The sequence below is a fragment of the Cedecea lapagei genome (assembly GCF_900635955.1).
Taxonomy (GTDB): domain Bacteria; phylum Pseudomonadota; class Gammaproteobacteria; order Enterobacterales; family Enterobacteriaceae; genus Cedecea; species Cedecea lapagei.
In genome coordinates, this window is record NZ_LR134201.1 from 3,069,128 (window position 1) to 3,091,559 (window position 22,432).

At 55.6% G+C, this 22,432-nt stretch carries 15 protein-coding genes; 4 read left to right on the top strand and 11 right to left on the bottom strand.

Annotation, left to right across the window (positions count from 1 at the left end; all coding sequences use genetic code 11):
- Positions 1-25: 25 nt before the first annotated feature.
- Positions 26-1,111, bottom strand: coding sequence for a 3-phosphoserine/phosphohydroxythreonine transaminase (gene serC, locus EL098_RS14880; protein WP_126356957.1), 1,086 nt, complete (start codon positions 1,109-1,111; stop codon positions 26-28).
- A gap of 162 nt (positions 1,112-1,273) precedes the next feature.
- Positions 1,274-1,966 (bottom strand): DUF421 domain-containing protein, encoded by a 693-nt coding sequence (locus EL098_RS14885; protein ID WP_126356958.1) that lies wholly within the window; start codon positions 1,964-1,966, stop codon positions 1,274-1,276.
- A gap of 136 nt (positions 1,967-2,102) precedes the next feature.
- Here EL098_RS14885 and ycaO point away from each other — a divergent pair, with 136 nt between their 5' ends.
- The 4 genes from ycaO to pflA all read left to right on the top strand — a co-directional run bounded on the left by ycaO (position 2,103) and on the right by pflA (position 8,393).
- Positions 2,103-3,866, top strand: a complete 1,764-nt coding sequence (gene ycaO / locus EL098_RS14890; RefSeq protein WP_126356959.1) for a 30S ribosomal protein S12 methylthiotransferase accessory factor YcaO — start codon at positions 2,103-2,105, stop codon at positions 3,864-3,866.
- A gap of 401 nt (positions 3,867-4,267) precedes the next feature.
- A complete protein-coding gene (gene focA / locus EL098_RS14895) occupies positions 4,268-5,125 on the top strand; it encodes a formate transporter FocA (RefSeq protein ID WP_126356960.1) in 858 nt (285 codons plus the stop codon).
- 51 nt (positions 5,126-5,176) lie between these two features.
- Positions 5,177-7,459: a formate C-acetyltransferase gene (gene pflB, locus EL098_RS14900; protein WP_126356961.1), complete on the top strand. Its 2,283-nt coding sequence runs from the start codon at positions 5,177-5,179 to the stop codon at positions 7,457-7,459.
- A gap of 193 nt (positions 7,460-7,652) precedes the next feature.
- On the top strand, positions 7,653-8,393 hold the full coding sequence (gene pflA / locus EL098_RS14905; protein ID WP_126356962.1) for a pyruvate formate lyase 1-activating protein: 741 nt from the start codon (positions 7,653-7,655) through the stop codon (positions 8,391-8,393).
- Between the two features lie 33 nt (positions 8,394-8,426).
- On the opposite strand, the gene EL098_RS14910 is transcribed toward pflA, so the two are convergent.
- The 9 genes from EL098_RS14910 to EL098_RS14950 form a co-directional block, all read right to left on the bottom strand.
- The gene (locus EL098_RS14910) at positions 8,427-9,308 is read right to left on the bottom strand and encodes a LysR family transcriptional regulator (RefSeq protein ID WP_126356963.1); all 882 of its coding nucleotides are present in this window, start codon (positions 9,306-9,308) and stop codon (positions 8,427-8,429) included.
- Between the two features lie 92 nt (positions 9,309-9,400).
- Positions 9,401-10,549, bottom strand: coding sequence for an MFS transporter (locus tag EL098_RS14915; RefSeq protein ID WP_126356964.1), 1,149 nt, complete (start codon positions 10,547-10,549; stop codon positions 9,401-9,403).
- Between the two features lie 296 nt (positions 10,550-10,845).
- Positions 10,846-11,706 (bottom strand): dimethyl sulfoxide reductase anchor subunit family protein, encoded by an 861-nt coding sequence (locus tag EL098_RS14920; RefSeq protein ID WP_126356965.1) that lies wholly within the window; start codon positions 11,704-11,706, stop codon positions 10,846-10,848.
- Position 11,707: 1 nt separating this feature from the next.
- Positions 11,708-12,325 (bottom strand): DMSO/selenate family reductase complex B subunit, encoded by a 618-nt coding sequence (locus EL098_RS14925; protein ID WP_126356966.1) that lies wholly within the window; start codon positions 12,323-12,325, stop codon positions 11,708-11,710.
- 10 nt (positions 12,326-12,335) lie between these two features.
- Positions 12,336-14,777 carry a dimethylsulfoxide reductase subunit A gene (dmsA, locus tag EL098_RS14930; RefSeq protein WP_126356967.1) on the bottom strand — a complete coding sequence of 814 codons (2,442 nt, stop codon included), beginning with the start codon at positions 14,775-14,777 and terminating at the stop codon, positions 12,336-12,338.
- Positions 14,778-15,110: 333 nt separating this feature from the next.
- Positions 15,111-16,403: a serine--tRNA ligase gene (gene serS, locus EL098_RS14935; protein WP_126356968.1), complete on the bottom strand. Its 1,293-nt coding sequence runs from the start codon at positions 16,401-16,403 to the stop codon at positions 15,111-15,113.
- A 94-nt stretch (positions 16,404-16,497) separates the two neighbouring features.
- Positions 16,498-17,841, bottom strand: a complete 1,344-nt coding sequence (locus EL098_RS14940) for a replication-associated recombination protein A (protein WP_126356969.1) — start codon at positions 17,839-17,841, stop codon at positions 16,498-16,500.
- An 8-nt stretch (positions 17,842-17,849) separates the two neighbouring features.
- A complete protein-coding gene (gene lolA / locus EL098_RS14945) occupies positions 17,850-18,461 on the bottom strand; it encodes an outer membrane lipoprotein chaperone LolA (RefSeq protein ID WP_126356970.1) in 612 nt (203 codons plus the stop codon).
- Positions 18,462-18,635: 174 nt separating this feature from the next.
- On the bottom strand, positions 18,636-22,349 hold the full coding sequence (locus tag EL098_RS14950) for a DNA translocase FtsK 4TM domain-containing protein (protein ID WP_126356971.1): 3,714 nt from the start codon (positions 22,347-22,349) through the stop codon (positions 18,636-18,638).
- Positions 22,350-22,432: the final 83 nt, after the last annotated feature.

Genomic DNA, 22,432 nt, shown 5'->3' on the forward strand with positions numbered 1-22,432 from the left:
GCGGGGCAAAGTACAGGTGCAGTTATTAACCGTGGCGGCGCTCGAAGTCCACCATAAAGTCCGTCAACGCTTTTACACCATCAAGCGGCATGGCGTTATAAATAGAGGCGCGCATGCCGCCTACAACGCGGTGGCCTTTCAGCGAATGCAGGCCCGCGGCAAAGGACTCCTCGAGGAATACTTTGTCCAGCGCGCTATCTGCCAGCTGGAAAGGTACGTTCATACGAGAGCGGTTAGCGGCAGCTACGTCGTTACGATAGAAATCGCTGTTGTCAATCACGCCGTAGAGCAGTTCGGCTTTGGCCTGGTTAATGCGATCCATAGCGGAGACGCCGCCCTGCTCTTTCAGCCATTTAAAGACCAGCCCCGCGAGATACCAGGCAAAGGTTGGCGGCGTGTTGAACATGGAGTCGTTGTCGTTCAGCACGGTGTAATCGATGATCGACGGGCATGCTTTGTGTGCCTTACCCAGCAGATCTTCACGTACCACCACCAGCGTCAGGCCGGCCGGGCCAATGTTTTTCTGCGCACCGGCATAAATCACGCCGAAGCGGCTAACGTCGATAGGGCGGGACAAAATGGTGGAGGAGAAGTCAGCGGCAACCACGGTGCTGCCAAAATCAGGCGTTTCGTCGATGGAGATGCCGTCGATGGTCTCATTTGGGCAATAGTGCAGAAACGCGCTGTTTTCCGAAACCTGCCACTCGCTCATCGGTTTGATGGCGCGCTTGCCGTCCACGGTAATTTTCACGTCGTGAGCTACAGGCTGGCAGTATTTTTTCGCTTCTTTTATTGCGCTGTTCGCCCAGTAGCCGCCGTCGATATAGTCAGCGCTGGTTTTGTCACCGAGGATATTCAGCGGTACGCCGGCAAACTGGCCGCGGCCGCCGCCGTGGCAGAATAAAACTTTATAGTTAGAGGGGATTTGCAGCAGATCGCGAAAATCTTTTTCTGCCTCTTCCGCGACCTGAATAAACTCTTTACCACGGTGGCTAATTTCCATTACGGAAGTGCCCAGACCATGCCAGTCGCACAGCTCCTGTTGTGCACGACGAAGTACTTCAGCCGGTAGCATTGCCGGACCAGAACTAAAATTGTATACCTGTGTCATTTCCCCTCACCACGCCTCGAGCAATAAGTTTTTATTACATTATCGGTTTTATCATTCAGCGACGCAGTGTTGCAACGGTTAATCCCGCCCAGGGAAGTAATGTGCGCAAAATCACACAACACAATCTCCCGGCAGTGGAAAAAATTGCCCGATTTCCGGCGGTCAGGTGATGCGGCGAGCGTGGCTGGCTTTAGCCCAGCGTGCGTGGCGGCAGCGGGGACAGGAATGGCGGTCGCCGGCGCTCAGGGTCACCACTTCGCTGCAGCGCGTACAGGCATACTCCCCGTTTCGCGGCGCGGTAATAAAGTGTTCAACGCAGCCATCGGGTAAAATCGGCAGCCCCGGCCTTACCTCTTCGTCGGGGTAGTAATAAAGGCTGATCTCCCCGTTAGTTTCAAGTATCGCCAGCCTGACCTGCCCCAGATGTTCGACGCCGTGCACCCTAAGCTCCATAAAGAACTCAAACTCGGTGATGTTCTGCGCCCGCATTTTCTCCCAGGCAAATTCACCGCCTTCAATAATGATCGCGGGTTTTCCTTCAAGCAGGTTTTCCAGCCTCTCGCTGTGGGCCATCAGCCACATCACCGTGCGGTATAAGACGGCGAGCGTCAGGAAGACCATTAGCACGGGCAGCATCGGTACGTTGTGATAAAACGCGACGTCCCCGGCAGCAGAACCCAGCGTCAGAATAATGAGGACTTCAAACAGCGACATCTGGCGCACGCCACGCCTGCCGGTAACTTTGAGGAACAGAAAAACAAGCACAAAGGTAAAAAGGCTGCGGAGAACAACTTCCCATAAAAAATCAGGGGGGACTTCATCAAACGCCATACGCTGCCAGTCAAAAGCCTTCATTTTTCCACCATAACAGTCGGTTACCGTAACTAAGCATAGCCTGTTATGCTAGCGTCGCCTGCGCCGGGCGGAAGATAGCGTCCTCCCGGGAAAACCCGTATCATTGCGCGTTTCGCGTACTCTTAAAGTGAACCCCATGACCCAGACATTTATCCCTGGCAAAGATGCCGCCCTGGAAGACTCCATCGCCCGCTTCCAGAAAAAGCTGACCGATCTCGGTTTTAATATCGAAGAAGCCTCCTGGCTTAACCCGGTACCGAACGTATGGTCGGTGCATATTCGCGACAAGGACAGCGCCCTGTGCTTCACCAACGGCAAAGGCGCGACCAAAAAAGCCGCGCTGGCCTCCGCGCTGGGTGAATATTTTGAACGTCTGTCGACAAACTACTTCTTCGCTGACTTCTGGCTGGGCGACGCCATCGCTAACGGCCCTTTCGTTCACTACCCTAACGAGAAGTGGTTCCCTCTGCCGGAAGACGATCAACTCCCTGAGGGGATCCTCGACGATCGTCTGCGTGCTTTCTACGACCCGGAAAACGAACTGGGCGCGGGCATGCTTATCGATCTGCAGTCAGGAAACGAAGAGCGCGGCATCTGCGCCCTGCCGTTTACCCGTCAGTCTGACCTGCAAACCGTTTATATCCCGATGAATATCGTTGGCAACCTGTATGTTTCCAACGGCATGTCCGCAGGCAATACCGCCAACGAAGCGCGCGTCCAGGGCCTCTCTGAGGTCTTTGAGCGCCATATTAAAAACCGCATTATCGCGGAAAGCATCAGCCTGCCGGAGATCCCGCAGGAGGTGCTGGCGCGCTACCCTGGCGTCGTGGAATCCATTAAGACACTTGAAGCTGAAGGGTTCCCTATCTTTGCTTATGACGGCTCTCTGGGCGGTAAATACCCGGTTATCTGCGTGGTGCTGTTTAACCCGGCAAACGGAACCTGCTTTGCTTCATTTGGCGCGCACCCTGATTTTGGCGTTGCGCTGGAGCGTACCGTTACCGAACTGCTGCAGGGCCGCGGCCTGAAGGATCTGGATGTCTTTACGCCGCCGACCTTCGATGATGAAGAAGTGGCGGAACACGCTAACCTGGAAACTCACTTCATTGATTCCAGCGGCCTGATCTCCTGGGACATGTTCAAACAGGATGCGGATTATCCGTTTGCTGACTGGAGCTTCGCCGGCACAACGGAAGAAGAGTTCGCCACGCTGATGGCTATCTTCAGGTCCGAAGATAAAGAGGTGTATATCGCCGATTACGAGCACCTGGATGTCTACGCTTGCCGTATTATCGTCCCGGGCATGTCCGATATTTACCCGGCAGACGACCTGCTGCTTGCCAACAACAGCATGGGCGCCCATCTGCGCGAAACTATCCTTGCCCTGCCGGGCAGCGAATGGGAGCAGCAGGACTATCTGGATCTGATCTCCCAGCTGGACGACGAAGGCCATGATGACTTCACGCGAGTGCGCGAACTTCTTGGCCTGGCAACCGGTAAAGATAATGGTTGGTATACGCTGCGCATTGGCGAGCTGAAAGCCATGCTGGCGCTGGCCGGTGGCGACCTTGAGCAGGCGCTGATTTGGACCGAGTGGACCATGGAGTTTAACGCCTCCCTCTTTAGCCCGGAGCGCGCAAATTACTACCGCTGCCTGCAGACGCTGCTGCTGCTTTCTCAGGAAGAAGAGCGCGAACCTCTGCAGTATCTGAACGCTTTCATCCGCATGTACGGAGCAGAAGCCGTGGATGCAGCCAGCGCGGCGATGAGCGGTGAAGCCGCCTTCTATGGTTTACAGCCGGTGGATAAAGACCTGAAAGCCTTCCCGGCGCATCAGGCGCTGCTGGCCGCCTATGAAAAATTACAGCGCGCAAAAGCCAAATATTGGCAGGTAAGCTAATTTTCTGACAACTTACCGGTGCGCGTTGCACCTGGTTTGAGCTATATTACGGGGCGCTTTTTGCGCCCTTTTTTTTATTGAAAAATATGATCATTCATCATGTGATTTTTTGGTTAATTTTGGGTGAAATATTATTTTCAGATAACAGGAACAATGTTATCGAAATACAAAAATACCCCATTATAATTAACTAATTTCATGGGAGAGACAGGCGAAATTCAATTTTACCTATAAATATTAAAATTTATTTTTTCTTTTAAAATCAAAAAATTAAACTGAAAAATGGGTAAACACCTGCTTTTTCAGTGCCTATTAGCTTGGCGAGATATGATCCACATCAAATTTTACTCTATAATGCTTTGTTAGTATCTCCTCGCCGAATTAAATAAGAGAGAGTTAGTGTGAAAGCTGACAACCCTTTTGATCTAGTACTTCCCCCAGCGATGGCAAAAATTGCCGAAGATGCTGGCGTCTATAAAGCAACAAAACAGCCGCTAACGACCTTTTACTTAGCGATTACCGCAGGCGTCTTCATTTCGATTGCCTTCGTGTTCTACATCACCGCCACCACCGGCACATCCACCATCCCGTTTGGGATTGCCAAATTGATTGGCGGTACCTGCTTCTCATTAGGGTTGATTCTTTGCGTCATCTGCGGTGCGGACCTCTTTACCTCCACCGTCCTGATCGTCGTCGCCAAGGCCAGCGGCCGCATCACCTGGTGCCAGCTGCTTCGTAACTGGGTTAACGTCTACATCGGTAACCTGATTGGCGCCCTGCTGTTTGTACTGCTGATTTGGCTGTCCGGTATGTATATGACGGCAAACGGCGCCTGGGGGCTGAACGTCCTGCAGACCGCCGACCATAAAATGCATCACACGTTTGTTGAGGCCGTCTGCCTCGGCATTCTGGCAAACCTGATGGTTTGTCTCGCGGTCTGGATGAGCTACTCCGGCCGCAGCCTGATGGACAAAATGTTTGCTATGATCCTTCCGGTTGCCATGTTTGTTGCCAGCGGCTTTGAGCACAGTATCGCAAACATGTTTATGATCCCGATGGGTATCGTAGTACGCAATTTTGCCAGCCCGGAATTCTGGACCGCCATCGGGTCTTCTCCGGAAAGTTTCTCGCATCTGACCGTGCTGAACTTCATTACCGATAATCTGATTCCTGTCACCATCGGAAACATTATTGGCGGGGGTTTGCTGGTTGGGTTGACATACTGGGTAATTTATCTGCGCGGTGGCAATAAACACTAAGTTTAGCCAGCACGCAGGTTGAAGAACTCCACATTAGAAGGTAGGTGTTACATGTCCGAGCAAAATGAAAAGTTAGCCACAGCCTGGGAAGGTTTTGCTAAAGGCGACTGGCAGAATGAAGTCAACGTCCGTGACTTTATTCAGAAAAACTACACCCCGTACGAGGGTGACGAGTCCTTCCTGGCAGGTGCTACCGACGCAACTACCAAACTGTGGGACAGCGTGATGGAAGGCATCAAACTGGAGAACAGCACGCACGCTCCGGTTGACTTCGATACTGACCTCGCCTCTACCATCACCGCTCACGATGCGGGCTACATCAACAAGTCCCTCGAAACCATCGTGGGTCTGCAGACCGATGCGCCACTGAAACGTGCCATTATTCCGTTCGGCGGCATCAAAATGGTCGAAGGTTCTTGCAAAGTGTACGGTCGTGAACTCGACCCAATGCTGAAAAAGATCTTCACCGAATACCGCAAAACGCACAACCAGGGCGTGTTTGACGTTTACACCAAAGACATCCTGAACTGCCGTAAGTCCGGTGTTATTACCGGTCTGCCTGATGCGTATGGCCGTGGCCGTATCATCGGTGACTACCGTCGCGTTGCGCTGTACGGTATCGACTACCTGATGAAAGACAAGTTCGCTCAGTTCAACTCACTGCAGACCAAACTGGAAAACGGTGAAGATCTGGAAGCGACTATCCGTCTGCGCGAAGAGATCTCCGAGCAGCACCGCGCGCTGGGTCAGATCAAAGAGATGGCGGCTAAATATGGCTACGACATCTCCGGCCCTGCGACCAACGCGCAGGAAGCGATTCAGTGGACTTACTTCGGCTACCTGGCTGCAGTTAAATCTCAGAACGGCGCAGCGATGTCCTTCGGTCGCGTATCCACCTTCCTGGATGCCTACATCGAACGTGACCTGAAAGCGGGCAAAATCAACGAACTGCAGGCTCAGGAAATGATTGACCATCTGGTCATGAAACTGCGTATGGTTCGCTTCCTGCGTACACCTGAATACGATGAGCTGTTCTCCGGTGACCCAATCTGGGCAACAGAATCTATCGGTGGTATGGGCGTTGATGGCCGTACTCTGGTCACCAAATCCAGCTTCCGCTTCCTGAACACCCTGTACACCATGGGGCCGTCTCCGGAGCCAAACATCACCATTCTGTGGTCTGAAAAACTGCCGCTGAACTTCAAGAAATACGCGGCTAAAGTCTCCATCGATACCTCTTCTCTGCAGTACGAGAATGACGATCTGATGCGTCCTGACTTTAACAACGACGACTACGCTATCGCCTGCTGCGTCAGCCCAATGGTTGTTGGTAAGCAAATGCAGTTCTTCGGTGCTCGTGCAAACCTGGCGAAAACCATGCTGTATGCCATCAACGGCGGCGTTGATGAAAAACTGAAAATGCAGGTTGGCCCTAAAGAAGCCCCGATCACTGCGGATGTTCTGGACTACGACAACGTGCTGGATCGCCTGGATCACTTCATGGACTGGCTGGCTAAACAGTACGTTACCGCGCTGAACATCATTCACTACATGCACGATAAGTACAGCTACGAAGCGTCCCTGATGGCTCTGCACGACCGTGACGTTGTTCGCACCATGGCTTGTGGTATCGCGGGTCTGTCCGTGGCAGCTGACTCCCTGTCTGCCATCAAATACGCGAAAGTTAAACCTATCCGTGACGAAGATGGCCTGGCTATCGACTTCGAAATCGAAGGTGAATATCCACAGTTCGGTAACAACGATCCTCGTGTAGATGATATCGCCGTTGACCTGGTAGAACGTTTCATGAAGAAAATTCAGAAACTGACCACCTACCGTGGTGCTATCGCTACCCAGTCTGTACTGACCATCACCTCTAACGTGGTTTATGGTAAGAAAACCGGTAACACCCCGGACGGTCGCCGCGCAGGAACGCCGTTCGGCCCTGGCGCTAACCCAATGCACGGCCGTGACCAGAAAGGCGCCGTTGCCTCTCTGACCTCCGTTGCTAAACTGCCGTTTGCCTACGCGAAAGATGGTATCTCTTATACCTTCTCCATCGTGCCAAACGCGCTGGGTAAAGACGATGACGTGCGTAAAACCAACCTCGCAGGCCTGATGGACGGTTACTTCCACCACGAAGCGAACATCGAAGGCGGTCAGCACCTGAACGTCAACGTGATGAACCGTGAAATGCTGCTGGATGCGATGGAAAACCCTGAGAAATATCCTCAGCTGACCATTCGTGTATCCGGTTATGCCGTCCGCTTCAACTCGCTGACTAAAGAACAGCAGCAGGACGTGATTACCCGTACCTTCACTCAGTCCATCTAATTCCTTGTCAGACTGAAGAAGCGTAATATATTAAGGCTCCACTCTTGTGGGGCCTTTTTACTCACCTCTCTACCCCCAGCCTGCTTTGCCAGCTATCTATACTTGGGTATCTGCCAAAACAGACTTAACACAGCCGGCTTGAGCTGTGCATGACACAGGCCCGGGATGGGCCACATCTGGAGAGATCACCGCAATGTCAGTAATCGGACGAATTCACTCTTTTGAATCCTGTGGTACCGTGGATGGCCCCGGTATCCGCTTTATCACCTTCTTCCAGGGCTGCCTGATGCGCTGCCTGTACTGCCACAACCGCGACACCTGGGATACTCACGGTGGCAAAGAAGTGACGGTAGAAGAGCTGATGAAAGAAGTTGTCACCTATCGCCACTTTATGAACGCCTCCGGCGGCGGCGTCACCGCATCCGGCGGCGAAGCTATCCTGCAGGCCGAGTTTGTGCGCGACTGGTTCCGCGCCTGTCATAAAGAAGGTATTCACACCTGTCTCGACACCAACGGCTTTGTTCGTCGCTACGATCCGGTGATTGATGAGCTGCTGGAGGTCACCGACCTGGTGATGCTCGATCTCAAGCAGATGAATGACGAAATCCACCAAAACCTGGTCGGCGTTTCAAACCACCGCACCCTTGAGTTTGCCCGGTATCTGTCGAAAAAAGACATAAAAGTTTGGATCCGCTACGTGGTCGTGCCGGGCTGGTCCGACGATGACGACTCCGCACATCGCCTGGGAGAGTTTACCCGCGATATGGGCAACGTTGAAAAAATCGAACTGCTGCCGTATCACGAGCTAGGCAAACACAAATGGGTGGCGATGGGCGAAGAGTACAAGCTGGACGGCGTTCACCCGCCTAAGAAAGAGACCATGGAGCGGGTGAAAGGCATACTGGAGCAGTACGGGCATAAAGTGATGTACTAACCCCCTGTGCTCCCGGTGCCGGGGGCACGGTCATTAAGATTCCGGCCAGGCGGCGTCTATCGCCGCGATGATCTTCTCAAGCTGCGTCTGAGCAAGATGCCCCGGTTTCCACAGGGCCACCACAGGATGCTGCAGCCCGCGATCTCCCACCTCCGTCTCAAGCCGCTCAACGCCCGGCCAATTTTCTACCCCAAAGTGCAGCGGCAAAAATGCCCACCCTTCTCCGGCGCACAGCCGCTTTTCCAGCAGAGAAAGTTCGTTGACGTGGATGACCCGGTCTGCAATTTGAATGCGCTGGGCAAGCGAGTCCGGCAGCTCGCGAAACGGCATCAGTTGCGTGCTGGCGGCCAGGCGTAACAGCGAGACCGGTTTTACCGCAAAGAAGCCCGCTTTCGCCCATGCCGCCAGCGCCAGACTTCCCACCGACCGCCATTGAAGATGCTCGTTAACTGAACGATTAAGCGCCTGGTAGATCCCGATATGCGCCCGGCCCTCATCAAGCCAGACTTCGGCTTCTGGACGTTCGCTTATCAACAAATCCAGCGTTATCTGTTGCTCAGCCAGCAGTTCTACCAGCCGCAGCAGAAACGCTCTTGGTGTGAAAGGGTCATAACAGAGCGTCAGGCGAGTCTCGATCTGGCCCGGCATCTGCCGCGCAACCTCCGAGAAAGCCTGAGCCTCGTGAAGAAACAAGCGCGCCTGGCGGTACAGGAGTTTACCGGGTTCGGTTAAGGTCAAAGGGCGGGTTGAACGATCGAACAGCGTATAGCCAAGGTCAATTTCGAGATAATCAAGCAGCTGGCTGACCGTTGTGCGGTCTTTACTGAGTTTTTTAGCCGCTTTTGTAAGGGTGCCGCACTCGCAAACGCAGGCAAAGGCTTCAATTTGGGCCAGCGTGAAATTAACCGTGTTCATCATTCCCCCTTGTGTTAAAGGGGTATTTTCCCATAGAAAAACGCGTATTCCGAGTCAGGAATACGCGTCAGGGAAACGATGAAAAATCAGTTTCAGGCGTGAGCCACCGGCGTGGGATGCTGACCGGCTTTGCGCAGCAGCATCATCAGGTACACAAACGATACCGCGGCCATCATAATAAACAGCACGTTATCCGAGTAATTCTGCATCAGCAGCGCGGTGATCGTCGGCCCAATCAGGCTGCCAATGGTGTAGCTGAGCAGCAGCGCCTGGTTCATCGCCACCAGCTGATGGCGTTCAATTCTTTCGCAGGCCCAGGCCATCGCCACCGGATAGAGCGTGAAGCCAAAGGCGCCCAGTACGAACAGCGCAGGCCCCATCGCAGCGTTGCTTAGCATCGCCAGGCAGCCCAGGATCACGACAAACACCTGAACGCGCAGCACCAGCAGACGGCCATATTTATCCGCCAGGCGCCCCATCGGCCACTGTCCAACAATCCCGGCGCTGATCATCAGCGCCATCCAGAAGCCAATCCCGGAATCGCTCACGCCCTGATGGTTAAGATAGAGCGGCATGAGGCCATACAGAGAGCCAAGGACGATACCGGACATAATGCAGCCATTGATGCCCAGGCGGGCCTGGCGAAGGCGCAGCATCGGCCAGACCGGCGTGTTATTGCTGTGCTCGTCGCCGTCGCTCACGATATGGGTGAACAGTAGCGGAAGGATCGCCGCCAGCACCAGCGCGGTTGCCCACGGCAGCACGCTCATCAGCTCGGTAGACAGTTTACTTACCATCAGCTGACCGACAACCATACCGATGTAATAGACGGTCATATAGGCAGCCAGCAGGCGACCGCGATTGCGTGAGGTGCCGCTGCACATCAGCGCGCTTTCAACCACCACCCAAATCATGGCGCAGCCGACGCCGGCAACAAACCGCCAGACCATCCAGCTCCAGAAGCCCACCATCAGCCCAAGGCCAATACAGCCCACCGCGAAAATGACGGAGGCCAGATAGTAGCTGCGGTTAAACCCATAACGCTTAATCACCCAGCCGGTAATCAACGTGCCCACCAGGTTACCGGTGAAGTAGGCAGAGCCCACCATCCCGACCTGCCAGGTAGGAAGATTATCGTGAGCCAGCCAAAGCGGGACGAGCGTGTTTAAAACCGCCATCGCCAGCGTCAGCAGCAGTAGCCCGCAAAGCAGCAGCAATACGGGACGGGTGTAGGTGGTCATGGGTGTCAAACCGTGGAGAAGTGATGAAATTTGTGCGCATCATGCCACCGGCAAATTGATTGTCAATCCAGCAATAATGGGGGGTGTGAGGGGTTTTGGCGGGGACGATTTGAAAAACTTATCCTGCTAATAAGTGACCGGGGTCACGTAAATTGTATCTCCCTGTTTTTGATGCGATATAGCGGAAAGCGGGCAAAAATGAGCAATGAAAAATTTCATGGATATTCAGGTGAGATTTTCTTATGTGAAAGCACGAAAAAGCGCACCCGCAGGCGCGCTTATAACTCAATGAAATGTTAACTTGCTATCGCCATTCCAACCGTCATATGCAGCCCATAGAAAACGCCCCGACCGATAAGCTCACCTGCCAGTACCAACGCCATCGCCAGCGTCAAAAGCCCGACGCCAGGACGGCTGCCTTTCAGCTGGGGCGTAACCCAACAAACCAGAGCGACGACCAACAGGACCATCCGCCACGCCATCAATGAGCCATACTCCGGCACCAGCGCGGAAGCCTGCTGAACAGAGCTGCGCAGCGTTGCCAGTTCCATGCCCTGCATCAGCACGACAATCATGCTGACCAGCAGCGCCAGCAGAGTCATTACCGGCAGAAGGCGCATCCCCCAGCCGCTGACCCCGGCCGCACGCAGCAGCAGGTAACCCAGCAGCGGACCGCCGATAAACATCGTCAGGAAGAAGCTCAGCGGCGTCCAGATGCTAAACCAGGTGGGTACCGTATCGATCAGGTAGACCCGGCTCATCATCCAGACAAACACCACGCCCAGCATCATGGTCACCACGGCCCAGATTTTACCCAATGCCTGAGGCATTTTTCCCATCACGGTCAACAGCCACCAAAAACCGCCCACCGCAAAGAACACCGACCCGCTGGCGATTTCATTACTCAACGCCGAACTGCCGAGGCGGTTGAGGGAGTTGAAGGCGCGCAGCGGTGACCCTAAGTGCAGGATCGAAGCAATAAACCCGATGCCCATCAGGACCCAGAGCACAACCATCATCAGCTCGGTACGCCGGCGCGTGGCTTTGTCGTTCACACCGTAAAACAGCGCCAGCGCCATAACGATAAATCCGCCCGCGACGCACTGCCCCACTACCGTAAAGACCATCAGCGGCCATTCATGCCATCCGTTTCCCATCTCACACCTCCTTCGGGTTGGCCAGATAACCGCTGGTATCCCCACTTGGGCGGCTGTTGGCGTTAGGTTTAATCACGATATTTGGTTTTGTGAAGTGCGACGCCGGCAGCGGCGCAATCGCGGCCTGAGTCCCGTACTTTTTACGTAACTCGTCAATGGGCGCTAAATCCAGCGCGCGCAGCGGACAGGACTCCACGCAAATCGGCTTTTTGCCCTCTGCAACGCGTTCATAGCAGCCATCACACTTGGTCATATGGCCCTTTTCCTCGTTGTACTGAGGTGCGCCGTACGGACATGCCATGTGGCAGTAACGGCAGCCGATGCAAACTTCCTCGTTCACCACCACAAAGCCATCTTCGCGCTTATGCATTGCGCCGCTAGGGCAAACCTTCGTACAGGCCGGGTCCTCGCAGTGGTTGCAGGAGATGGAAAGGTAGTAAGCGAAAACATCCTGATGGAAAACGCCGTTGTCCTCCTGCCAGTTACCGCCCGCATACTCATAAATGCGGCGATAGCTAACTTCGGGGCTCAGGTTCTTAAAATCCTTACACGCTAGTTCGCAGGTTTTGCAGCCGGTGCAGCGGCTGGAGTCAATATAAAAGCCATATTGGGTTGTCATTTACTGCTCCTTACGCCTTTTCAACCTGGACCAGGTTACTGTGGGATGGATTGCCTTTTGCCAGCGGTGACGGGCGTTGCGTGGTAAGCACGTTGATGCTGCCCGCACGGTCTATCTTGTTGGCATCCGGGCTGTACCAGGCTCCCTCTCCCAGGGCCACAACGCCGGGAATGATGCGTGGCGTGACTTTGGCGTTAATGCGGACTTCCCCGCGACCGTTAAAAATACGGACTTCATCACCGTTGGCGATGCCACGCTGTTTTGCATCAAGCGGGTTGATCCACATCTCCTGACGGCAGGCGGCCTTCAGCACGTCGACGTTGCCGTAAGTCGAGTGAGCGCGAGCTTTATAGTGGAAACCGGTCATCTGCAGCGGCCATTTCTCCGCCAGAGGATCGCCAACGTTCTCAAAGCCAGCGCTATACACCGGCAGCGGATCGATAACATCGCCTTCCGGCAGTTCCCAGACGGCGGCGATCTCCGCCAGCTGTGCGGAATAAATTTCAATCTTGCCTGACGGCGTGGTTAACGGGTTCGTATGCGGATCTTCACGGAAGGCTTTGTAGGCCACGTGATGCCCGTCCGGGTCACGCTTTTTGAACATCCCCTGTTTGCGGAACTCATCAAAACTCGGCAGCTCCGGAATCGCTTCCCGGGACTGAGCGTAAAGATGACGCATCCAGCCCTCCTGAGTTCGCCCCTCGGTAAACGCTGACTCCACGCCCATGCGCTTTGCCAGCTCGGTGGTCATCTCATAGATGGTTTTGCATTCAAAGCGAGGTTTGATGGCCTGTTCGGCAAAAATCACATAGGACATGTTGCCGCAGGAGGCGTCGAGGCAGAAATCCATCTGCTCGGAAGCCGTACAGTCCGGCAGAAGAATATCGGCGTATTTCGCTGAGGAGGTCATGTGATTGTCGATAACCACAATCATCTCGCACTTCTTGTCATCCTGCAGAATGTCGTGGGTGCGGTTGATCTGGGAATGCTGGTTGATCAGGCAGTTACCGGCATAGTTCCAGACCATTTTGATTGGGACATCAAGCTTCTCTTTGCCGCGCACGCCGTCACGTGTAGCCGTCATCTCTTCGCCGCGCTCAATAGCGTCCGTCCACATAAACATGGAGATGCTGGTTTGAACCGGGTTTTCCAGCGTTGGCATACGGACAAACGGCAGGCTGTAGGAGCCTTCTCGCGCCCCGCTGTTGCCGCCGTGAATACCGACGTTGCCGGTCAGAATAGAAAGCATGGCGATGGCACGGGAGACCAGCTCACCGTTAGAGTGGCGCTGCGGACCCCAGCCCTGGCTGATAAAGGCCGGTTTAGCGCTGCCGATTTCGCGAGCGAGTTTGATAATGCGGTCAACCGGGATCCCGGTGATCTGCGAAGCCCATTCTGGTGTCTTAGCAACACCATCTCCGCCCTGACCGAGAATATAGGCCTTATAGTGCCCGTTGCGTGGTGCCCCCGCCGGCAGCGTTTTTTCATCGTAGCCAACGCAGTATTTATCCAGGAAGGCCTGGTCTACGAGATCTTCGTTTATCATCACCCACGCCAGCGCGGAGATCAGCGCCGCATCGGTACCAGGGCGAATAGGGATCCACTCATCTTCACGTCCCGCGCCGGTGTCGGTGTAGCGCGGGTCTATAATGATCATGCGGGCATTGGATTTCTTGCGGGCCTGCTCGAGATAATAAGTCACCCCGCCACCGCTCATGCGGGTTTCACCCGGGTTGTTGCCAAACAGCACCACCAGCTTGCTGTTTTCGATATCAGACGGGCTATTGCCGTCCGCCCAGCCGCCATAGGTGTAATTCAGGCCTGCGGCTATCTGCGCCGTGGAGTAGTCGCCGTAGTGATTGAGGTAACCGCCGCAGCAGTTCATCAGGCGTGCAATCAACGTAGAGCCTGGGGGCCATGAGCGCGTCATCGTACCGCCCAGCGTCCCCGTCCCGTAGTTCAGGTAGATAGCTTCGTTGCCATACTCTTTGATGATGCCTTTCATGCTGCTGGCGATGGTGTCGAAGGCTTCATCCCAGCTGATACGCTCAAACTTTCCTTCACCGCGCGCGCCGACGCGTTTCATAGGATATTTCAGCCGATCGGCATTGTAGACACGGCGGCGCATGGAACGGCCACGCAGGCAGGCTCGCACCTGATGCAAACCTTCATAATCGTCATCACCGGTGTTATCGGTTTCGACGTATTTGATTTCGCCATCCACTACGTGCATGCGCAGCGGGCAGCGGCTACCGCAGTTTACCGTACAGGCGCTCCAGACCACTTTCTCACTTCCGCCGGGGGCGGCGGATTGGGCCGCAGAAGCGAGCCTGGAGAAAGGAAGCGAGAAGGCGCCAGCCGCAGCAGCTAAACCACCGATTGCCGTGGTTTGGACCAGCTTACGACGGCTGACCTCTGCCGCAAGGATCGCGTTAGGGGTTTTATCAGTCATAGTGACCTACTTGTTTTGCTCACAGTTGAAATAAGCCGACAGCGGTCACGAGGTTTGAAAGCCCGGATTCCGTTGCGCAGCTAAAGTGTGAAAGGGGGTGTCCGGTTAATAGTTTTTTGGCGGATTGACCTGGCCGGGTCACACCTTGTGAAGCACGGCCGTCAAATGATGATTAGCTTAAAGTTTTAATTGAACGATCATCACCCACTTTCCGGGAAGCAATGATACTTCTTTGGAGGTAGGGATTATTGTCTGGTATCAAGAAAGGAGGCATTGGCTTCAGGCATAAAAAAAGCGCCCTGAGGCGCTTTTTAGTCGGTTACCAGCGGTTGATTAGCCGATATATTCCAGACCGTTCATATAAGGGCGCAGCACTTCCGGCACCTGAACACGGCCATCAGCCTGCTGGTAGTTTTCCAGCACCGCCACCAGGGTACGGCCAACCGCCAGGCCGGAGCCGTTCAGGGTGTGAACCAGACGAGTTTTCTTGTCTGCTTTGCTGCGGCAGCGAGCCTGTAAACGACGTGCCTGGAAATCCCACATGTTTGAACAGGAAGAGATTTCACGGTAGGTATTCTGCGCCGGCAGCCAGACTTCCAGATCGTAGGTCTTAGCCGAACCGAAACCGATGTCACCGCTGCACAGCAGCACTTTGCGGTAAGGAAGCCCCAGCAGCTGCAGAACTTTCTCAGCATGGCCGGTCAACTCTTCCAGCGCGTCCATCGAGTCTTCCGGACGAACAATCTGCACCATTTCAACTTTGTCGAACTGATGCTGACGGATCAGGCCACGGGTATCGCGGCCATAAGAACCCGCTTCGGAGCGGAAGCACGGCGTATGCGCGGTAAGCTTCAGTGGAAGCGATTCATCGTCAAGAATTTCGTCGCGGACCAGGTTAGTCAGCGGCACTTCCGCCGTTGGGATCAGCGCATAGTTGCTGCTGTCCGCTTCTTCTTCCAGCGGACGGGTATGGAACAGGTCTCCGCCAAACTTCGGCAGCTGGCCAGTGCCGTACAGCGTGTCCTGGTTAACCAGGTACGGTACATAGTTTTCCATGTAGCCGTGCTGCTCGGTGTGCAGATCCAGCATGAACTGGGTCAGGGCACGGTGCATACGCGCTACCTGCCCCTGCATCACCACAAAGCGAGAACCGGTCAGTTTAACAGCCGCCGCAAAGTCCAGGCCTTTTGCCATTTCGCCGAGGGTCACGTGATCGCGCACTTCAAAATCAAACTTGCGCGGCTCGCCCCAGCGGCTGACTTCAACGTTTTCGCTGTCGTCTTTGCCCAGCGGTACGCAGTCGTCAGGAATGTTTGGCAGGGTCAGAGAGATATCGCGGATTTCCGCCAGCAGAGAATCAAGCTCGTTTTTCGCTGCATCCAGCTCTTCGCCCAGCTGGTTAACCTGCAGGCGCAGCGGCTCAATGTCTTCTCCGCGCGCTTTCGCCTGGCCGATGGATTTCGATCGCGAGTTACGTTCAGCCTGCAGATTTTCCGTTTTGACCTGCAGTACTTTACGACGCTCTTCCAGAGAGCGCAGCGTTTCTACATCCAGCTTAAAGCCCCGGCGTGCCAGTTTTTCAGCGACTGCGTCTGGCTCTGTACGCAGCAGATTGGGATCGAGCATGCTTATCCTGTGCTTATCGAATTGAATTTATAGGGAGTGCGGCCACAGCCTGCGGCCGCTTTATAGTCTTGCTAACCTTACCGCAACGCCTGCATTAGCGGTAGCGTTTTGTGGGGCTTTTCTGATCCTGCTCGGTAAGCCAGGCTAGCTTTTCGCCAATCTTGCCCTCCAGGCCTCTGCTGGTCGGCTGATAGTAGCGAGTTTGTGCCATTTCAGGTGGGAAGTACTCTTCTCCGGCGGCATAGGCGTTAGGTTCATTATGAGCGTAACGATACTCCTGACCATAGCCCATCTCTTTCATCAGCTTCGTCGGGGCATTGCGCAGATGAACCGGTACATCATAATCAGGGCGTTCACGCGCATCCGCCATTGCGGCCTTGAATGCGGTGTAGACTGCGTTACTTTTAGGCGCGCAGGCCAGGTAGACAATCGCCTGCGCAATCGCTCTCTCACCTTCCGCTGGCCCCACGCGGGTGAAGCAATCCCAGGCGGCAATCGCCACCTGCATACCTCTTGGATCGGCGTTGCCAACGTCTTCGGAAGCAATCGCCAGCAAACGGCGCGCGACGTAGAGCGGATCGCCGCCCGCGCTAATGATGCGCGCGTACCAGTAAAGAGCGGCGTCTGGCGCGGAGCCGCGAATAGATTTGTGCACCGCTGAAATAAGGTCATAGAAACGATCGCCCTTATTATCGAAGCGAGCGCTGCGTTCACCGGCAATCTCCGTCAGCAGCTGGGTCTGCAAGACACGATTGCCGCTGGCGTCTGCCTCAGCCATGTCCGCCATCATTTCCAGCGTATTGAGCGCCCGGCGTGCATCGCCGTTCACCAGCTCGGCAATGGCTTTTCGCGTCTCGTCCGGCAGCACGATATTCTGGCCGCCGTAGCCCCGCTCTTTATCGCTCATCGCCTGCTCGAGCACCTGTTCGATATCCGCCACGGTAAGCGATTTCAGCAGATACACGCGAGCCCGGGAAAGCAGCGCCGAGTTCAGCTCAAACGAGGGATTTTCGGTTGTCGCGCCAATAAAGGTGATGGTGCCGTCTTCAATGTGCGGCAGAAAGGCATCCTGCTGGCTTTTGTTGAAGCGGTGAACTTCATCCACAAACAGGATGGTGCGACGACCGGCATTGCGGTTTTGCCGTGCGCGCTCAATGGCTTCGCGGATCTCTTTTACACCCGAAGTGACCGCGGAAATGCGTTCGACATCCGCGTTTGCGTAGCGGGCAATCACTTCGGCGAGGGTAGTTTTGCCGGTTCCCGGCGGCCCCCAGAGGATCATCGAATGCAGGTGGCCTGCTTCAATGGCGCGGGGCAGCGGTTTTCCGGCCGCGAGCAGGTGCTGCTGGCCGATATACTGCGCCAGATTTTCTGGCCGCATACGCGCGGCCAGGGGCTGGAAGGTGTTATCTGAAAAATCGAGCGACAAATTGCTCACTCAAGCCTCTACTTACGTTGGTCGTCCACCGTGACGCCTTTTGGCGGGGTGAAAGTAAACTTACCGGCATCCACAGCACCGTTTTGCTGAGCTTTTAAAGTATAGCTGCTGCGCTGGTCATCCTGCTCCACCGCGCTGAACTGGTGAATGGTGCCGTCGCGGCCCACGTTAATGGTGAACTGCTTCAGGTTACCCGAGCTGCTCTTTGGCGTCAGCACGAAGTCGTCGCCGTTCTGTTTGATATTGTACTGCTTCCAGTCGCTGGACTGGTTGCGGGCGATCAGCATAAACGGCGTATTGCTGGTGGCGTCTTTTAGCCAGGTGGCCGTGACCTGCTCAACAAACGGGTTGTAGAACCACAGAGTTTTACCGTCGGACACAAGAATGCTTTCATCCGGCTGGGTCATGTGCCAGTTAAACAGGTTTGGGCGCTTAACCCACAGGTCGCCCTGGCCTTCCTGCACCGCCGCCCCGGTGCCGTCGGTCACTTTTTGGGTGAAGCTGGCGTGGAAGCTACCGACCTTATCGAGACGGCCCTGCAAATCGCCTGCGGCGTCAGCCCAGGCTCCGGTTACGGTCATCGCGGATAACAGCGCACAGGCAATTACGATTTTTTTCATTATGTTCCCTCTGGATTCATTGACCACCTGACGATGGCGCCTCTGCTGCTCACTGTAGTGAACTCTTTGTCCACCGCAACAGAAGAATAAGCTGATTTTCCGGTAATTTACCCATCTTTGCAAAAAGAGCCGCGTCTGCGGCTCTTTTTCACTCAGCGGGCTGGCTCAGCCTGATTACTCAAACTGAGGCGGCGCAAGAACCTCGCGGTTGCCGTTATGCCCCTGCGGGCTGACGATCCCCTGCGCTTCCATCTGCTCAACAATCCTCGCCGCGCGGTTGTAGCCGATGCGGAACTGGCGCTGTACACCGGAGATGGAGGCTTTCCGTTTCTCAACCACGAAAGCGACTGCCTGATCGAACAGCGGATCCAGCTCTTCATCACCGTCCATTCCACCGCCGCTGCCGTCGCCGCTGCCTTCATCATCGGTAATACCGGTAATGTATTGCGGGCGACCGCGCGCTTTCCAGTCCTGCACTACCGCATGAACTTCTTCATCGCGGACGAAAGCGCCGTGCACACGAATCGGCGTCGTGGAGTTTGGCGCAGAATAAAGCATATCCCCCATGCCCAGCAGTGATTCAGCGCCGCCCTGGTCCAGGATGGTACGCGAGTCAATTTTGCTCGACACCGTAAACGCGATACGGGTTGGGATGTTGGCTTTAATCAGGCCGGTAATAACGTCAACCGAAGGACGCTGGGTGGCCAGCACAAGGTGGATACCGGCCGCACGTGCTTTTTGCGCAAGGCGGGCGATCAGCTCTTCAACCTTTTTGCCTACCGTCATCATCAGGTCAGCAAATTCGTCCACCAGCACCACAATGTACGGCAGTTTTTCCAGCATCGGATGGGTGGCATCCATGCTGTCACCCGGCTTCCAGAACGGGTCAGGAATCGGGCGGCCCATACGTTCAGCTTCCAGCACGCGTTCGTTGTAGCCTGCCAGGTTACGCACGCCAAGCGCGGACATCAGCTTATAGCGGCGCTCCATCTCGTTCACGCTCCAGCGCAGGGCATTCGCGGCGTCCTTCATGTCCGTCACCACCTCGGTCAGCAGATGCGGAATGCCTTCATACACCGACAGCTCAAGCATTTTCGGGTCGATCATGATGAAGCGAACTTCTTCCGGCGTCGCCTTATAGAGCATGCTGATGATCATGGCGTTAACGCCAACTGACTTACCGGAACCGGTTGTCCCCGCCACCAGCAGGTGAGGCATCTTCGCCAGGTCTGCGACTACCGGCTCACCGCCGATATCTTTACCCAACACCACGGTCAACGGGGAGCTGTTGTCGCGGAATTTGGCGCAGTCGAGGACTTCACGCAGGTAAACGGTCTGACGCTTTTTGTTCGGCAGCTCAAGGCCAACGTAAGGTTTGCCCGGAATAACCTCCACCACACGCACGGCAACGGTCGACAGGGAACGCGCCAGGTCACGGGAAAGGTTCGAAATACGCGCAGCTTTTACGCCCGGAGCCAGATCAAGCTCAAAGCGAGTGATGACCGGACCCGGAGAATAATCGACCACGTCGGCTTTAATACGATAGTCAGCCAGACGAGCTTCCACCAGACGGGCCATCTGCTCCATCGCAAAGGTATCTACCGGCTCAACTTCCGTTGGCGGAGAAGTCAGCAGATCCAGTGAAGGCAGCGGCGTGGTAGGCTTCTGAAGCGGACGATCGTCGCCGTTGCGCATCAGGAACGGGTGGATCAGGCTCTCTTTTGGCTCAGGTGCGGCAGGCTGATGCTGCGCTGTCTGAGCATACTGAGCGGGCTGGGCAGCGGGCTGATTGCTCTGAACCGGCTGAGGGGCTGGCTCAAAGCTTGGCGTGAACAACGGCTCGCTCGGCTTGTCTTCCACCAGATCTTTCAGCGAGGACTGGAAATCAAAATCATCCAGCGAGAACGGAGCGTTATTTTGCTGCGGCTGCTCGCTGTAGCGCTGCTGCTGCTGAGCAGCGAACTGACGCGCGAGTTCAGCCTCTTCCGCTTCAGCCTGATCTTCTTCCGACCAGCTTTCCTCTTCGTACTCTTCGCCGTAACGCTGCTGTTGCTGGGCAGCAAACTGACGGGCCAGCTCGTGCTGCTGCAGCGCATCGTTTTCGTCGCCGTAATCTTCGTCAGGCTGCTGACTCTCTGCCCGTCGGGCCTGCTCTTCGGCCATGCGCTGAGAAGGCAGTTTTATCCCGTAGGAAGCGAGTTCACGACGAGTAGGAACACGAACCCGGTTTGGGCGCGGCAGCTGAGGGCCAATCCCCTCTTTGACCTGAGGGCGAGGAGCATCGCCGGCAATACTGAATACCGGTGAAAAGGCCGCAGCTCCGGCAGCTGCTTTTGCAGCCTGCTGCACGCCTGATGCCGTTTGCGTCACGTCCGGCACTGGCACTTCTGGTGACGTTAACGGCGCTGAAACTGGCGCTGATGGCACGACAGAAGGCTGGGCTGGCTCAGGCACCGCAGGTTTTGCTGGCACATAGTTATAGGGATCGGGCTTCGGCTCATCAACAGGCTGATACCACGCTGCAAGCTGTTCACGTTCACGGGCGCGCTTCTCTTCCACCTCTTCGAAGTGGTACATCGGCGGGCGAACGTATTTCACCTCTTCTACCGGCTGCGGAGCAGGCTGCTGCTCGGCAGCGGGCGCAACGGGTTCAGACCAGCTCTGGTGAGTCTCATGGGGAACTTGCTGCTGCACGCTTGCCGGGTGCGGCGAAGTATAATGGTCAGGAGCAGGAGCAATAACCGGCTCTGGCGTCACCGTTGTCGGGGCGGGCTCCCACGCAATTGTCGGGGCGGCAGGCTCGGCGTCAACAACAGGGGCCGGTGTGGATACCACAGGCATTGCCGCAACCGGCGGCACCGGGGCAGCCCACGACTGATGGGCGGCCGTTGCGGCGGCGGCGGCGGCGGCGGCGGCGGCAATCGGCTCAACGGCAGAATGTCCGCTGAACAGCGGATCGTATTCCTGCTCTTCCGGCAGCGTCGCTTTATGCCCGGAGAACAACACGTCATTCGGATCAGCTTCTACACCGCGCGCGCTTAACAACACGTCGTCTTCTGCGTCGTCCATTCGCCTGCCGGAAAATAGCGCAGCATCCGTTTTGCGGGCGTTAGGGTTAGCAAACTTCTGCGACAGGCGCTGCTTGCGAGCAAGCGCACCGCGTAAAATACGCGCCCGGCGGGATTCACGCTTCTCGGTGGAAACGTGCGGCGCCTCATCTTCATGCTGCTCTTCTTCGTACTCGTCCTCATCCTGCCAGGTGTTGTCCCGGCGGGTGCGGTTGCTGGCGAAGGTAAGCACGGTTAGTACGGCACTTCCGAGCTTCTCGGCAATGCTGACCCAGGACCAGCCGGTAAACAGCGTGAGGCCGGCCGCCCAGACGCAAAGCAGCGCGATCGTGCCACCGCTGCTGTTCAGCAGCGGCATCATCGCGGTACTGAGCAAGCTGCCCAGCACCCCGCCCGAGGCGAAGTACCAGATATCGTCCGCATTGATCGCCGCCAGCCCGCACGAGGTCAGCACCATCGCCAGCACGCCGATAAGGCGAAGCGATACGGCGAAATAATCGATGAACTCTTCACTGTCGCGCTGCCGCCAGGTAAACCAGCAGCCGCCGATGATGATCACCGGTATGGTGTACGCCATCACGCCAAAAATGAAGAATAAGGTATCAGCAAGCCACGCTCCCGGCGCGCCACCCAGATTATGGATAGGCTCATGCCACGCGGTTTGCGACCAGCTGGGGTCTGAGGGGTTAAAGCTTAACAAGGCAACCATCAAATAGATGGCGAATAAGGCAACAAGGATCAGCAACGCCTCGAGTAAACGACGCCCGCTGCTCAGTTTGCGCAATGTTACTTCTTTATCTTCGGTATATTCCTGGCTCAAGAAAGGCTCTCCAGGTCCTTAAACTCAATGGAGACAACAGCGCCGGCGGCATGCCGGAGCTGTTGCTGTATGGATTCCCAGGA